The following is a 15,042-nucleotide window of genomic DNA, read 5'->3' as shown; positions in this document are numbered from 1 at the left end:
TCAGTTCCCCAGGATCACTGCGCCGTCGGAGCCGTCGACGTCGTCGGTCGACTCCTCCGTCGGCGTGGCGGGAGCACTGATGCTCGGCGACGAGACCCGGCGGGAGCGCGAGCGCCCCTGTCCGGGCTGCTTCGGCTCCGGGAGCGCCTGGAGCACCGAGTCGAGCAGGGACTCGGCGTCCGGGGCGACCGCGCGGGGCTCGCGCTTGGGCGCCGCGGCGATCGGGATGTCCAGGATCGCCACGGTGTTGTCGGTCGGCGTCACGGTGGCGCTCGAGCTCACACGACGGCGGGCCGGGGCCTTCGCCTTCGGTGCGGCTGCGGGCTCGGTGGCGGCCGGAGCAGCCACCTTCGGCGCGCGCGCCTCGGGCTCGACGATCACGGCGGGCTCAGCGGTGACCGACGACCCCGACGCGTCCGACTGTTCGGCAGCGGGTGCCTGCGGTGCATCGGCGGCCCGAGCGTCGGCAGCGGCCTGCTGGTCGCCGCTCTGCTGGTCTCCGCTCTGCTGCTCTGCCCCGCGGCCACCACGGCCACGGCGACGACGCTTCGAACCGGTCGGCTGCTCGCCACCCGTGCTGTCCGGGCCGGTGGACGCGTCGGCCGACGACGGTGCCGTGGCCTCCGTCGCGGTCACGGCAGCGGCTGCGGCCTCTTGTTCGTCGTGCGAGAGGGTCGAGGCGGCGATCCGCGACAGCGCGTTCTTCACGTCGTCGGTGATCTGGTGCGCCTGGCCGGAGGCACCGTTCGACTGCCCCGAGGAACCGGAGTTCCCCTTGCCGCCGTTGCCGTTGCCGTTGCCGTTGTCGGATCGGCCGTTCTCGTTGCCGTTCCCACCACGACCCTTGCGACGCCCCTTGCTCGGGCCCGGGTCGGCGTTGTTGTCGTTGACCTTGGCGTTGACCTCGTCGAGGGACTCGCGCAGGCCGACACCGATCTTCTTGCGGGTCATCTGCACGAGGCCGAGCGAGGTGATCTCGGCGACCTGGTGCTTCGTGCGGTCGCGGCTCAGGCACTCGACCAGGCGGCGGAGCACGAGGTCGCGGTTCTCCTCGAGCACCATGTCGATGAAGTCGACGACGATGATGCCGCCGATGTCGCGCAGGCGGAGCTGGCGGACGAGCTCCTCGGCGGCCTCGAGGTTGTTCTTCGTGACCGTCTCTTCGAGGTTGCCCCCGGAACCGACGAACTTGCCGGTGTTGACGTCGACGACCGTCATCGCCTCGGTGCGGTCGATGACGAGCGAACCACCGGAGGGCAGCCAGACCTTGCGGTCGAGCGCCTTGTCGATCTGCTCGTTGAGGCGGAACTCCTCGAAGGAGTCCGGGCCCTCGTAGCGGACGACGCGGTCCTTGAGGTCCGGGGCGACGGCCGACAGGTACTCGTCGATGGTGCCGCCGGCGGCCTCGCCGTCGATGATCAGCTTCGTGAAGTCCTCGTTGAAGACGTCACGGACGATCTTGATGAGCAGGTCCGGCTCGGAGTGCAGCATGACCGGGGCGTGACCACCGGCGACCTTCTTCTGGATGGCCTCCCACTGGCTGGTCAGGCGCTGCACGTCGCGGGTGAGCTGCTCCTCGGTCGCGCCCTCGGCAGCGGTGCGCACGATGACGCCCGCGTGCTCCGGCAGGACCTCCTTCAGGATCTTTTTCAGTCGGGCACGCTCGGTGTCCGGCAGCTTGCGCGAGATCCCGTTCATCGAGCCGTTCGGCACGTAGACCAGGTAGCGACCCGGCAGCGAGATCTGGCTGGTGAGGCGGGCACCCTTGTGGCCGACCGGGTCCTTCGTGACCTGCACGAGGACCTTGTCGCCCGGCTTGAGCGCTGCTTCGATGCGGCGACCGTGGTTGCCGGTCTCGACCGAGTTCCAGTCGACCTCACCGGCGTAGAGCACGGCGTTGCGACCGCGACCGATGTCGACGAACGCCGCCTCCATCGAGGGCAGGACGTTCTGCACCTTGCCGAGGTAGACGTTGCCGATGAGCGACACGTTCTCGGACTTGGTGATGTAGTGCTCGGCGAGGATGCCGTCCTCGAGCACGCCGATCTCGATCGTCGACGAGCTGGAGCGGACGATCATCTGGCGGTCGACGCTCTCGCGGCGGGCGAGGAACTCGTCCTCGCTGACCACCTGGCGGCGGCGTCCGGCGTCGCGGCCGTCACGACGACGCTGCTTCTTCGCCTCGAGTCGGGTCGAGCCCTTGATGCGCTGCGGCTCGGTGATGAGCTCCGGCTCGCGGCGGCGCGGCTCCTGGTGGTCGCGCGGCTCGCGGGCCTCGCGGTCGGCGCTCGAACCACGGCGCCGCGAGCGACGGCGCGAGCCGCCCTGGTCGTCGCGGTCGTCACGGTCGCGGTCGAAGCGGTCCTCGCGGTCGTAGCGGTCGTCCTCGTCGCGGTCACGATCGCGGTCGCGGTCGCGGTCGCGGTCACGCTCGAACCGGGGCGCGCGCTGCGGCAGCTCCGGCAGCACCGGCGCGTGGAAGATCAGGCTGAGCGTGCTCGTGGCCTTCGGCACGAACGGCTCGTCGTCGGGTGCGGCGTCGTCGCTCGCCTCGGCGGTCGGTGCGGCGTCGGCCGGACGGGAGGCGCGGTCCGCGTCCGCCCCGTCGGTCGCGCTGCCCGACTGGTCGCCCGTCACGACCGGCAGGTCACCGGTCAGGGTGCTCACGTCGTGCGGCTCGGCACCGCTGTCGGCGACGGCCTCGACCGCGACGGAGACCGCCCCGGTGTCGGTCGGCTCGACGGGCGACGCCGGCGATGCCGGAGAGTCGGGCGAATCCGGCGAACCGGGAGAGTCCGGTGAACCGGCCGACGCGACGCTGGCCGCGGGACGGGCGTCAGCGCCGCCCGTCAGCGCGAGGGTCTCGTCGGCGTGGGGTGCCTGCTCGGCGCCCCCACGGGCCTCCTGGCCGGACGACCGGGCGCGGCGACCGCCGAACAGGCGGCTCCGGCGCTTCGGCGCGTTCTCGTCGTTGGTCGTGTTGTCGTTGTTCTGCTCCACCATGGACTGGTGCACTCCTCGGCCCCACTCGCACCCTTTCGGGTGGCGGGAATTCTGTGTCGTGGCGGGCGGCGTCGACGCCCCCGCGCTCGCTGTGTCGTGATCGGTCCACGTCAACTTCTCGTTGCGTCCGCGCCCGTTCCGGTCCGGGCACCCGGCCCGGTCCGGCTCGGCATCGGAGTGACGCTGCCCGACCACAGTGCGCTCTCACCGCACCGGATCGTCCGGGTTCGGCCCGGTGGGGCGTCACTCGGAAAGCTCTCTTCGGTGTGCGGTTGGCCGCACGACCTCCAGGCATTATCGCATGCCGCACCCGGAAAGCACCGGAACCCGCATGCGATGATGACCGCGTGACCGCGTCTGCACCTGCCCCCCGTCGTCCGATCGCGATGGCGGTCTTCCTGCTCGTCACCGGGATCGTCGGCCTGTTCGGCTCGTTCCGGCTCGTCCTCGACGAGTTCACGAAGTACGAGAACCCGAAGGCCGTCCTGAGCTGTGACGTGAACCCGTTCATCAACTGCTCCGACGTGATGGCCAGCTGGCAGGGGCACCTGTTCGGGTTCCCGAACCCGCTGCTCGGCGTCATGGGGTTCGTCGCCCCGATCGCCGTCGCCGTGCTGTTGCTCGCCGGGTTCCGGAACGGTTCGCGCTGGTTCTGGATCGTCTTCAACGCCGGTGTCTTCCTGGCGTGGGTGTTCGTGACCTGGCTGTTCACGCAGACCGTCTTCGTCATCGGCGCCCTGTGCCCGTGGTGCATGCTCGTCTGGTCGATGACGATCCCGATGTTCTGGGTGTTCACGATCTGGAACATGGCCCAGGGTCGCTTCGGCGCCGGGGCGCAGCGTGTCGGCCGGTCGCTCCTGCCCTTCAGCTGGGCGTTCGCGCTGGCGAACTACCTGGTCATCATCGTCACGATCATCATCAAGTTCCCCGCGGTCCTCACCAGCTTCTGAGCCGTCCCCGCTGCCCCTACGCTCGGGATCGATGAGCGAGATCGAGAGCAGCAGGGCGCGCCGGGACGCCGCACGGGAACGCGCGCGAGCGGCACGGGCGGCGGAGCAGTCGCGCCGCCGTCGCCTCCGCACACTCGGCATCAGCGGGCTCATCGTCGCGGGCCTCGCGGTGGTCGCGGTGGTCGTCCTGGTCATCGCGAACTCCGTGCAGCCCGCCGGGCCGGGTCCGCGGAACACAGCGAGCGACGGCGTCCTGCTCACCGGGGTGCACGGCAGGATCGTGCCCGTCGAGACGCGAGCGGTGCCCGACGGCGGGGCCCCGACGCCGACCGAGCAGGACGGCTCGAAGACCGCGATCACGATCTACGCGGACTACATGTGCCCGTACTGCAACCAGTTCGAGACGGCCCAGATGCCCCGGATCCGGCAGTGGGTCGAGGACGGAACCGCCACCCTCGAGCTGCATCCGCTCGGGCTGCTCGACCGCGTGTCGCTCGGATCGCGGTACTCCACCCGCTCGGCCACCGCTGCCGCGTGCGTCGCGGACCACGACCCGGACGCGTTCCTGGCCTTCAACAGCTCGCTCTACGACCACCAGCCCTCGGAGAGCACGCGCGGACTCACGAACGACGAGTTGGCGTCCCTCGCGCACGAGGCCGGGGCGACGGACCCGGCCGTGACACCGTGCATCACCCGGCAGGACTTCGCCGGGTGGGTCGCCGACGCCACGAACCGGGCGATGAACGACCCCGTGCCGAACTCGTCGCTCGACGGGATCACGAGCACGCCGACGATCATCGTCGACGGCGCGCAGTACAACGCGGACGGCGCGGCGTCCCTCGCCGACGTCGACGCGTTCGCGGCCTTCGTCCGGGAGCACGGCGGGACGTCCTAGCCCCCCACACACGACGAACGGCCCCCGCTCCCGGATGGGAGCGAGGGCCGTCGGTCGTTCGGGGCGTGCTACTTCGCCGCGGCGTCGATCGCGGTGATGACGGTGCTCAGGTCGTCCAGGCGCTTGCCGTCGACGACGATCGTCGGCGTGCCGAAGCCCTGCGTGCCCGCGAGCGCCTCGTTCGTGGTGACGGCCTGCGTCGACTTCGTCACCCAGCCCTTGAACTGCTCGGACGACAGGCACTGGGACAGGTCCGAACCGGTCGCGCCGCCCGCCTTGACGAGCTTCGCGATCTCGGAGTTGGTCAGGCCCTTGGTGCCCTCGGCCGGCTGGTTCTCGAAGAACTGCGTCTGCACGTCGAGGAACTTGTCCGGCGCGTAGTTCGCCACGCACATGGCGGCGTTCGCGGCACGGCTGGCGTAGCGGGAGCCCGCGTAGCTGCGGTCGAGGATCGACACCGGCTGGATCGCCAGGGTCGCGTCGCCCGACTTCACCTTGTCGAGGATCTGGTCGGAGTAGGCCGCCTCGAACTGCTTGCAGACCGGGCAGGCCCAGTCGACGTACTCGGTGACCGTCACGGCGCCGTCGCTGTTCGCCGTCGGGACCGGCGAGGCCGAGCCCGTCGGGGAGACGGCCGGCGTGGTCACCGGGGTGACCTTGCCGTCCTGGCCGGTGAACTGGATCGCGCCGGTGGCCATGTTCTTCGGCCCGGCTGCCGACACCACGGGCGCGTTGTTCACGTTCACCGCGACGATCGCGATGATCGCGGCGATCGCCAGGATGCCCAGGCCGATGCCGCCCTGCAGGAACCACTTGTTGCGGCGCTTGCGGCGCTTCTCGGCGTCGGCGCGCTGCCGTGCGACCTCTCGGGCGTGCTGACGCCGCTCGTTCTTGGTGGGTCGGTCGTTGTTCGTCACGTCGTCCCCGTCGCTCAGGCGAACCAGAGCGCGAGCTCGCGCGCGGCCGACTCGGGGCTGTCCGAACCGTGGACCAGGTTCTGCTGCACCTTGAGGCCCCAGTCGCGGCCCAGGTCACCACGGATGGTGCCGGGTGCGGCCGAGGTCGGGTCGGTGGTGCCGGCGAGCGAGCGGAAGCCCGCGATCGCACCGTTGCCGGCGACGCGCACGGCGACGACGGGACCGGACTGCATGAACTCGACGAGCGGCTCGAAGAACGGCTTGCCCTGGTGCTCCTCGTAGTGCGCGTCGAGCAGGTCACGCGGCGCGGTGAGCATCTTCAGGTCGACGAGCTCGTAGCCCTTCGCCTCGATCCGGCGGAGGATCTCACCGGTCAGCTGGCGGGCGACGCCGTCGGGCTTGACGAGGACGAGGGTCTCTTCGAAGTCGGACACGCAGTACTCCCTGTGTTCGGGGTCGAATGTGGTGGTCAGTCCTCGCCCATGGCCGCTCGGCGCGCGGCGTTCTGACGGTCCAGTTGACCGCCCTTGACGAAGCAGAAGACCCACAGCGCCAGGAACACCACGGCGACCGCGAACATGAACGGTTCGATGAACCCGGTGGCGAGGATGGCCGCCTGCAGCAGCCACCCGAACCATACACCGGCCCGGTTGCCCGTCAGACGTGAGGCAGCTGCGAGGACGATGATCGCGCCGATGCCCCCGCCGAAGGCCGCTGCGGGCGGCAGCGTGCCCTTGCCGAAGACGACGAGCATGGGGAAGAAGAACATGATCGCCTCGAGCACGAGCGTGATCGAGAGCAGGCTCTCCTGCGCCCCGCGTTCGCGGCGCGGCTTCCGGGTGCGCGGTGCGCGGCCCGGCCGGGAGGCCCGTGGTGCGTCCGTCACTTCGCCTCGCCTTCGCGGTGCACGAGGTCCATGACCGCGCCCACCATCACGATGGAGCCCGCGACGAGCACGAGGGCGTCCTCGGCGTCGGCCTCGTCGGCCAGGCTGCGCGCTTCCTGCAGTGCGGACGCCAGGGAGGGCTCGACGACGACGCGGTCCTCGCCGACCTCGTCGACGACGACCCGGGCGAACTCGTCCGCGTCGAGCGCACGCTCCCCCGGCGGCTGCGTCACGACGAACGTGGCGACGGTGTCCTTGAGCGCGCGGACGAACCCGCGGGCGTCCTTGTCGCCGAGGATCCCGACGACGCCGACGACGTGCTCGGACGGGAACGCGACCGGCAGGGCCTCGGCCAGGGCCTTCGCACCGTGCGGGTTGTGCGCGGCGTCGACGACGACGGTCGGGTCGGTCGCGATGGGCTGCAGGCGGCCGGGGCTGGTCGTGCCGGCGATGCCCTCGGAGAGGACGTCCTCGTCGAGGGCCTGGGCCCCGCGACCGAGGAACGACTCGACCGCCGCGATCGCCACGGCGGCGTTCTCCGCCTGGTGCCGGCCGAACAGCGGCAGGAACAGGTCGTCGTAGCGGCCGGCGATGCCCTGCACGGTGATGAGCTGTCCGCCCACGGCCGGGGTGACGTCGACGACACTGAATCCCTGCGAGCTCGGCCTGCCCGCCGCTTCGCGACGGTCAGGTACCGGCTCGAAGGGGCCCACCGTGCCCTCGACGGCCAGGGTGGACTCGGTGAGCTCGGCGGCGCGCTCGAGTTCGGCGAGGGCCTCGGGGACCTGTCGGCTCGACACCACGGCGGACGACGGCTTGACGATGCCCGACTTGGTGCGGGCGATCTCGGCCACCGTGGCACCGAGCTGCTTCGCGTGGTCGATGGCGATCGGCGTGAACACCGACACCTGGCTCTGCACGACGTTGGTGGAGTCCCACTCGCCGCCCATGCCGACCTCGATCACGGCGACGTCCACCGGGGCCTCGGCGAAGCACGCCAGGGCGAGCACGGTGAGCGCCTCGAAGAAGGTCAGCGGGAGTTCGCCCTTGTCGGCGAGCTCGCGGTCGGTGATCTCGAGCACCGGGGCGATGTCGTCCCAGTTCTCGACGAACCGGTCCGCCGCGATCGGCTGGCCGTCGACCACGATGCGCTCCCGGATCGACACCAGGTGCGGGCTCGTCATCAGGCCGGTGCGCAGACCGTGGGCCCGGACGATGCTCTCGATGGTGCGCGCGGTCGACGTCTTGCCGTTCGTGCCCGTGACGTGGATCACCGGGTACGCCAGGTGCGGGTCGCCGAGCAGCTCGACGGCGCGGCGCGTGGCGGTCAGCCGGCGCTCGGGCGCCTGTTCGCCGATGCGGGCGTACAGGGCGGCCTCGACGCGGCGGACCTCGTCGTCGTCACCGCCGTAGGGCACGGCATCGGCCGGAGCGTCGCCGGAGGGGCCGACCGGGATCCGGATGCCGTCCTCACTGCGCCCATCAACACCGTGACCGTCGAACTCGTCGTGTCCGACGAACTCCTCGTTCGCCTCGTGGTCGTCGTACTGGTCGTGGTCACTCATGCGCGTGCTACCTCCACGGATACCTTCGCACCGTCACCGACGTCGGTGGTGGTGTCGTCCGCCCCGAGGGGCACGATCTCGACGCTCGTCGCCAGGGTCTCCCCGGCGATGAGCTCCTGGTGCGCGCGGACCGCGCCGTCGGCCGTGCCGTCCACCCGGAGGGTCAGGGCGATGCGGTCGCTGACGTCGAGGTCGGCGTCGCGGCGGGCCTGCTGGACGGCGCGGACGACGTCACGGGCGAGCCCCTCGGCCTCGAGCTCGGGCGTCGTCACGGTGTCGAGCACGACGAAGCCGCCCTCGTCGAGGAACGCCACGGCCACCGAGGCGTCGGCCACGGTGAGGTCGAGCGAGTACTCGCCCTCGATCAGGTCGACGCCACCGACGGTCACGCCGGAGTCGGTCGCGGTCCAGTCGCCCTTCTTGGCGGCCGGGATCACCTGCTGCACCTGCTTGCCGATGCGGGGGCCGGCGACGCGGGCATTGACGGTGAGCTTCCGCTCGATGCCGTACTGCGCCAGCGACTCTTCCGCCTGGGCCTCGAGCACCACGCGCTTGACGTTGAGCTCGTCGCGCAGGATGTCGGCGAACGGTTCGACCGCGGCCGGGTCCGGCACCACCAGGGTCAACGTGGCCAGGGGCAGGCGGACGCGCTTGCCGGTGGCCTTGCGGAGCGCCAGGCCCTTCGAGGCGACGTCGCGCACGCGGTCCATCGCGTCGACGAGGGCGTCGTCGGCGGGGAACTCGTCGGGGTCCGGGAAGTCCGTCAGGTGGACGCTGCGTCCGCCGGTCAGGCCCTTCCAGATCTCCTCGGTGACGAGCGGCGCGAGTGGGGCGGCGACCCGGGTCAGGGTCTCGAGCACGGTGTACAGCGTGTCGAACGCCGCACGGGTCTCGGCGCCGGCGTCCGCGTCGGCCCCGGTCCAGAATTTGTCGCGCGAGCGGCGGACGTACCAGTTCGTGAGCACGTCGGCGAAGTCGCGGACGGCCTGGGCCGCGAGCGGGGTGTCGAGCGCGTCGAGGTGCGTCCGGACGTCGGTGACGAGGACCCGGGTCTTCGCGAGCAGGTACCGGTCGAGCACGTCGGTCGAGTCGGTCCGGCGCTGGGCCCGGTACCCGTCGGGGCCAGAGGCGTTCGCGTACAGGGTGAAGAAGTAGTACGTCGACCACAGCGGCAGCATGAACTCGCGGACGCCCTGGCGGATGCCCTCTTCGGTGACGACGAGGTTGCCGCCGCGGATCACCGACGAGGACATCAGGAACCAGCGCATGGCGTCGGCGCCGTCGCGGTCGAAGACCTCGGAGACGTCCGGGTAGTTCCGGAGCGACTTCGACATCTTCTGGCCGTCCGAGCCGAGGACGATGCCGTGGCTGATGACGTTCTGGAACGCCGGCCGGTCGAACAGCGCGGTGGAGAGCACGTGCATGACGTAGAACCAGCCGCGCGTCTGCCCGATGTACTCGACGATGAAGTCGGCCGGGCTGTGCGACTCGAACCACTCCCGGTTCTCGAACGGGTAGTGCACCTGGGCGTACGGCATCGAGCCGGAGTCGAACCACACGTCGAACACGTCAGTGATCCGGCGCATCGTCGACCCGCCCGTGGGGTCATCGGGGTTCGGCCGCGTCAGGTCGTCGATGAACGGCCGGTGCAGGTCCACTTCGCCCTCGGCGTTCACCGGCAGTCGACCGAAGTCGCGCTCGATGTCGGCGAGCGAGCCGTACACGTCGGTGCGCGGGTACTCGGGGTCGTCGGACTGCCACACCGGGATCGGCGTGCCGAAGTAGCGGTTGCGCGAGACCGACCAGTCGATGGCGTTGCCGACCCACTTGCCGAACTGGCCGTCCTTGACGTTGTCCGGCACCCAGTTGATGTCCTGGTTGAGCTGGCCCATGCGGTCGCGGAGCTCGGTGACGCGGACGAACCACGACGAGACGGCCTTGTAGATGAGGGGCTTCCGGCAGCGCCAGCAGTGCGGGTAGCTGTGCTCGTAGGACGCCTGGCGGAGCAGTCGCCCGGCGTCGCGGACGGCCTTGGTCAACGGCTTGTTCGCGTCCGACCAGAGCATGCCGGCGACCTCGCCGAACTGCGACGTGAAGACGCCGCCCTCGTCGAGGGACAGCACGACAGGGATGCCGGCGGCGGCGCAGACCTCCTGGTCGTCGGCACCGTAGGCCGGGGCCTGGTGCACGATGCCGGTGCCCTCACCGGTCTCGACGTACTCGGCGACCAGGATGCGCCATGCATGCTCGTACCCTTCCTGGTCGGCCAGGAAGTCGAACAGCCGCTCGTACTCGACGCCGTCGAGCTCGGCGCCCGTCAGCGTGCGCCCGACGGCGGCGAGCGCCTCGTCACCCGAGGCGTAGCCGAGCTCCTTGGCGTGCGCGGCCACGGTGTCGGACGCGAGCAGGTAGGAGACGGAACCGGCGTCGGCACCGTCAGCCGCGCCTCCAGGCCCTGCCGGGACGACCGCGTACGCGATCTCCGGACCGACTGCCAACGCGGCGTTCGTCGGGAGGGTCCAGGGGGTCGTCGTCCAGGCGAGCGCGCGCACACCGGTCAGGTCGAGCGCGGAAGCGCGGTCGCCGTACAGCGGGAACGAGACCGTGACGGACTGGTCCTGGCGCATCTTGTAGACGTCGTCGTCCATGCGCAGCTCGTGGTTGGACAGCGGCGTCTGGTCGTTCCAGCAGTACGGCAGGACCCGGAAGCCCTCGTACGCCAGGCCCTTGTCCCAGAGTTGCTTCCACGCCCAGAGCACGCTCTCCATGAAGGTGACGTCGAGGGTCTTGTAGTCGTCCTCGAAGTCGACCCAGCGCGCCTGGCGGGTGACGTACTCCTGCCACTCGTCGGTGTACTGCAGTACGGACTTCTTGGCGGCGGCGTTGAAGACGTCGATGCCCATGGCGTCGATCTCGTGCTTCTCGGTGATGCCCAGCTGGCGCATCGCCTCGAGCTCGGCGGGCAGGCCGTGTGTGTCCCAGCCGAAGCGGCGGTGCACCTGCTTGCCGCGCATGGTCTGGTAGCGCGGGAAGACGTCCTTCGCGTAGCCGGTCAGCAGGTGCCCGTAGTGCGGCAGGCCGTTGGCGAAGGGCGGGCCGTCGTAGAAGGTCCACTCCGGGCAGCCCTGTCGCGCGTCGATGGACGCCTGGAACGTGTCGTCGCGCTTCCAGAAGGCGAGGATGCCCCGCTCGACGGCGGGGAAGCTCGGCGAGGGGACGACGCCATCGGCATCGGCGTTCAACGGGTACGGCACCGGGACTCCTTGTGGGTTCGCTCGATCTCCACGAGGACGGAAACAGGTTCCGCGGTACCACCTCGTTTGCCGCCCAACGTGCGCTGTGCGACCACTCTGTGTCGGGGATGGTGACGGTCCCGAACCCGCCCGGTTCTACTGACGGAGGCGCTGGTGCGCTCCGCGTTCTTCCGGAAGCTCCCCGGTGATGGCCGGATCGACGCTCGTGGAACACGACTTTACCGGACCGGAGCATGCTTGAGCGATGCCCGCAGAAGAACGCCCCGAGTCACTCGTCACCGTCCTGATCGCGTTCGGGGCGAACCTGCTCGTCGCGATCGCGAAGACCGTCGCCTCGCTCGTCTCGGGTTCGGCGTCGATGGTGGCCGAGGCGGCGCACTCCTGGGCGGACACCGGCAACGAGGTGTTCCTGCTCGTCGCCGAACGACGGGGCGGCAAGAAGCGGGACACCGCGCACCCGCTCGGGTACGGACGCGAGACGTACATCTGGTCGATGTTCGCCGCGTTCGGCCTGTTCACGGCCGGTGCGATCGTGTCGATCTACCACGGCATCTCGGAGTTCGGGGACACCGGGCCGGCCGAGGACGTCGTGCTCAACTACGTCGTGCTCGGGGTGGCGTTCCTGCTCGAGGGCACGAGCTTCCTGCAGGCGTACCGGCAGGCACACGGCGCCGCGACGAAGCGCAGGGTCCCGGTGCTGCGGCACGTGCTGCAGTCGTCGAACCCGACGCTCCGTGCGGTGTTCGCCGAGGACGCGGCGGCGCTGATCGGCCTGGTCGTGGCGTTCCTCGGGGTGTTCCTGCACCAGGTCACCGGGCTGGCGGTGTTCGACGCGCTCGGCTCCATCGCGATCGGTGTGCTGCTCGGGTTCGTCGCGATCGTCCTGATCGACCGCAACCGCCGGTTCCTGCTCGGCGAGAGCACGTCCCCCGAGCTCGAGAACGCGGTGCTCGTCGAGCTGCTGGGCCGGTCGCAGGTCGAGCGGGTCACCTACCTGCACCTGGAGTTCGTGGGGCCGTCGCGGGTGTACCTCGTCGCGGCCGTCGACCTGACCGGCAACGAGACCGAGGAGCACGTCGCGGTGCGGCTGCGGGACGTCGAGCAGTCGCTCGAGGACAGCCCCTACATCGAGGAGGCCGTCCTCACCCTGAGCTACCCGGGCGACGAGTCGCTGGTGCCGACCGACGGCGACGTGCCCGAGGTCGTGCGCGACGGCACGGCTTCGGACGTGGCGTCCGGTGGCGCGGGGACCCTGCGCACGGAGTGAGCGTCGACTGGGCGGGTGGCCGGGTTCGTGTCGCAAGACGCCGGCGTGTCAGCGGGCGTCGAGGCCCGCGACCACCGGGGTGAGCGCCGCCGCGACGTACTCGACGAGCGCACGGCGGCCGACCCCGTCGGTGACCCACACCCCGAACGCCGCGGCGGCGGCTCCGAGCATCGCGCCGGACACCGTCTGCGGCCAGAGCGAGCGCGGCTGCTCCCCCGTGCGGCCCGCGACGAAGGCGGCGACGGCCTCGTGCTGCGCCCTCACCCGGACCGCGACGCCCGCCACCAGCTCGGGCCCGATGCCCATCACCTCGGCCTGCGCGACGGCCCACGGCACCCGCTCGGGGTCGTGGGCCCGGGCAGCGGCGAGGAGCGCCTGCTCGACGGCCCGGACGACGCTCGGCTCGGTCGACGCGGCGAGGTACCCGGGCAGCCCGGCGACGGCGGCGTCGAGTTCGAGCCACATCACGTCGGCCTTCGCCGGGAAGTAGTTGAAGAACGTCGCACGGCTGACCCCGGCGCGGGCGGCGATCTGATCGACCGTGGTGCGTCCGTACCCCTGCTCGAGGAAGAGCTCGGCGGCGGCGTCCGCGAGCACCTCGGCGCTCGAGCGTCGGGGTCGGCCACCGCGGCGGATCGGTTCGTCCATGGGGCCCAGTAAACCGCTAGACTCGGTCAGCCATGATCTTGGACTCAGTACAGAAAACCCTCACCGCCGTCGCGGGCGCCTCGGCGGTCCTGCTCGTCCTGGCTGCCTGCAGCGGACCGGGCACGAGCACCGGGAGCAGCACCCCGGTCGCGGGCGGCACGCTCACCTACGCCTCCGGCGACGCCGAACCGACCTGCCTCGACCCGCACGTCGGGGGCAACTACCCGCAGGCGCTCCTCGCGACGCAGTACATCGAGGAGCTCGTCGGGCTCGAGGACGGCAAGCCCACGCCGGAACTCGCGACGAAGTGGACCACGAGCGACGACGGGAAGACCCTGACGTTCACCCTGCGCGACGACGTCTCCTTCACCGACGGCACCACGCTCGACGCCGCCGCGGTCGTGGCGAACATCGAGCACGTGCAGGACCCGGCCACCGCCTCGAGCACCGGCTACCTGGCGCTGCAGTCCATCACGAAGGCGACCGCCACCGACGAGCACACCGTGACGCTGACGCTGAGCCGGCCGGACAGCGCGCTGCTCGAGTCCTTCTCGCAGCCCTGGGTGGGCATCGAGTCCCCGAAGGCGCTCGAACGGAAGCAGGCGACGAACTGCGAGTCCCCCGTCGGCACCGGCCCCTTCGAGGTCACCGGCTGGAAGCACGGCGACCGCGTCACCCTGACGAAGAACACCGACTACTGGGGCGCGACGAAGCCGCGCCTGTCCGGCATCACGTGGCGGTTCCTGCCGGACTCGACCTCGCGCTACGCCGCGCTGCAGTCCGGTCAGGTCGACGTGATCGACAACGCCCAGCCCGACCAGCTCAAGGCCGCGTCGGCGAAGGGCGCCATCAGGGACCTCGACGCCCCGCGCCCGGGCGCCTCGAACCGGCTCGAGCTGAACTCCGGCCACGGGGTGTTCCGCGACGAAGCGGTGCGCCAGGCCTTCATCGCCGGTGCCGAGATCGACCCCGGCCTGCAGTCGCTGTTCCTCGGCACCGCGAAGCGCTCGTACTCGGTGCTCTCGAGCGCTGAGCCGCTCGCGTACTCCGACAAGAGCCGGTTCGAGTACTCCCCGACCAAGGCGAAGCAGCTGCTCGACGACGCCGGGTGGAAGGTCGGGTCGGACGGCATCCGCGAGAAGGACGGCCAGCAGCTCACCGTGACGTTCCCCGTCTCGACGAACCAGTCGGTGCCGGCCGAGCGCAGCCTGTTCCAGCAGATCCAGGCGTCCGAGAAGGCCGTCGGGTTCAAGGTCGTGCTCGACGAACTCGACCTGTCCAGCTGGTACGCCGCCCTCGCCGCGAACGAGTACGACGTCGTCAGCGCCCCCTACACGAAGGTCGGCCCCGACGTCCTGCGCATCCTGTACGACAGCGCGAGCATCGAACCGGCACCGTCCGGCTACTTCGCGAACCTGGCCCAGCTCGACGACCCCGCCGTCGACCGGCTGCTCGAGCAGGCCGCCCGCACCTCGGACGCCGACGAGCGCGCCGACCTGTACGAGCAGGCGCAGAAGGCGATCCTGGCGAGCGACACCGTGCTCCCCCTGTACGACCAGCAGAACCACTTCCTGGTGCGCTCGGCCGTGCACGGCATCCGGACCACCCCGGTCTCGACGCCCTGGTTCGGCACCGCCTGGATCGACCGCTGACCCGG

General features: G+C 70.6%; 11 protein-coding genes. 4 read left to right on the top strand and 7 right to left on the bottom strand.

The window, feature by feature from the left end:
* Positions 1-3,003, bottom strand: coding sequence for an Rne/Rng family ribonuclease (locus DEI96_RS05590; protein WP_111024159.1), 3,003 nt, complete (start codon positions 3,001-3,003; stop codon positions 1-3).
* Between the two features lie 347 nt (positions 3,004-3,350).
* Here DEI96_RS05590 and DEI96_RS05585 point away from each other — a divergent pair, with 347 nt between their 5' ends.
* The gene (locus DEI96_RS05585) at positions 3,351-3,953 is read left to right on the top strand and encodes a vitamin K epoxide reductase family protein (protein WP_071405557.1); all 603 of its coding nucleotides are present in this window, start codon (positions 3,351-3,353) and stop codon (positions 3,951-3,953) included.
* Between the two features lie 31 nt (positions 3,954-3,984).
* On the top strand, positions 3,985-4,848 hold the full coding sequence (locus tag DEI96_RS05580) for a DsbA family protein (RefSeq protein ID WP_111024160.1): 864 nt from the start codon (positions 3,985-3,987) through the stop codon (positions 4,846-4,848).
* 68 nt (positions 4,849-4,916) lie between these two features.
* Here the strand turns inward: DEI96_RS05580 and DEI96_RS05575 are convergent, their stop codons facing one another.
* From DEI96_RS05575 to ileS, 5 genes are read right to left on the bottom strand one after another with little or no spacing between them, the layout of a single operon-like run.
* A complete protein-coding gene (locus DEI96_RS05575) occupies positions 4,917-5,765 on the bottom strand; it encodes a DsbA family protein (RefSeq protein ID WP_111024161.1) in 849 nt (282 codons plus the stop codon).
* Between the two features lie 14 nt (positions 5,766-5,779).
* Positions 5,780-6,199, bottom strand: coding sequence for a nucleoside-diphosphate kinase (gene ndk / locus DEI96_RS05570; protein ID WP_017885984.1), 420 nt, complete (start codon positions 6,197-6,199; stop codon positions 5,780-5,782).
* A 35-nt stretch (positions 6,200-6,234) separates the two neighbouring features.
* Positions 6,235-6,651, bottom strand: coding sequence for a DUF4233 domain-containing protein (locus DEI96_RS05565; protein ID WP_051596525.1), 417 nt, complete (start codon positions 6,649-6,651; stop codon positions 6,235-6,237).
* Complete coding sequence (locus DEI96_RS05560) at positions 6,648-8,216, bottom strand: bifunctional folylpolyglutamate synthase/dihydrofolate synthase (RefSeq protein ID WP_181440559.1); 1,569 nt, start codon at positions 8,214-8,216, stop codon at positions 6,648-6,650. Before DEI96_RS05560 ends, DEI96_RS05565 begins: the two co-directional genes overlap by 4 nt.
* Positions 8,213-11,470, bottom strand: coding sequence for an isoleucine--tRNA ligase (gene ileS, locus DEI96_RS05555; RefSeq protein ID WP_111024162.1), 3,258 nt, complete (start codon positions 11,468-11,470; stop codon positions 8,213-8,215). The genes DEI96_RS05560 and ileS overlap by 4 nt, the downstream gene beginning before the upstream one ends.
* A gap of 244 nt (positions 11,471-11,714) precedes the next feature.
* On the opposite strand from ileS, the gene DEI96_RS05550 reads away from it, so the two are divergent.
* Positions 11,715-12,737 carry a cation diffusion facilitator family transporter gene (locus tag DEI96_RS05550; RefSeq protein WP_111024163.1) on the top strand — a complete coding sequence of 341 codons (1,023 nt, stop codon included), beginning with the start codon at positions 11,715-11,717 and terminating at the stop codon, positions 12,735-12,737.
* Positions 12,738-12,785: 48 nt separating this feature from the next.
* Here DEI96_RS05550 and DEI96_RS05545 read toward each other — a convergent pair whose 3' ends face one another.
* A complete protein-coding gene (locus DEI96_RS05545) occupies positions 12,786-13,385 on the bottom strand; it encodes an acyl-CoA-like ligand-binding transcription factor (protein WP_111024164.1) in 600 nt (199 codons plus the stop codon).
* A 32-nt stretch (positions 13,386-13,417) separates the two neighbouring features.
* On the opposite strand from DEI96_RS05545, the gene DEI96_RS05540 reads away from it, so the two are divergent.
* On the top strand, positions 13,418-15,037 hold the full coding sequence (locus DEI96_RS05540; protein WP_111024165.1) for an ABC transporter substrate-binding protein: 1,620 nt from the start codon (positions 13,418-13,420) through the stop codon (positions 15,035-15,037).
* Positions 15,038-15,042 lie beyond the last annotated feature (5 nt).

The sequence above is a fragment of the Curtobacterium sp. MCLR17_031 genome (genome assembly GCF_003234775.2).
Lineage (GTDB): Bacteria > Actinomycetota > Actinomycetes > Actinomycetales > Microbacteriaceae > Curtobacterium > Curtobacterium flaccumfaciens.
This window is presented reverse-complemented; position numbering and strand designations above follow the sequence as displayed.

What these genes read in the sequence shown, in the direction of transcription:
- DEI96_RS05590 (WP_111024159.1), bottom strand. Translation starts at nt 3,003, where the DNA reads ATGGTGGAGCAGAACAACGACAACACGACCAACGACGAGAACGCGCCG.
- DEI96_RS05580 (WP_111024160.1), top strand. Translation starts at nt 3,985, where the DNA reads ATGAGCGAGATCGAGAGCAGCAGGGCGCGCCGGGACGCCGCACGGGAA.
- DEI96_RS05560 (WP_181440559.1), bottom strand. Translation starts at nt 8,216, where the DNA reads ATGAGTGACCACGACCAGTACGACGACCACGAGGCGAACGAGGAGTTC.
- DEI96_RS05550 (WP_111024163.1), top strand. Translation starts at nt 11,715, where the DNA reads ATGCCCGCAGAAGAACGCCCCGAGTCACTCGTCACCGTCCTGATCGCG.
- DEI96_RS05545 (WP_111024164.1), bottom strand. Translation starts at nt 13,385, where the DNA reads ATGGACGAACCGATCCGCCGCGGTGGCCGACCCCGACGCTCGAGCGCC.
- DEI96_RS05540 (WP_111024165.1), top strand. Translation starts at nt 13,418, where the DNA reads ATGATCTTGGACTCAGTACAGAAAACCCTCACCGCCGTCGCGGGCGCC.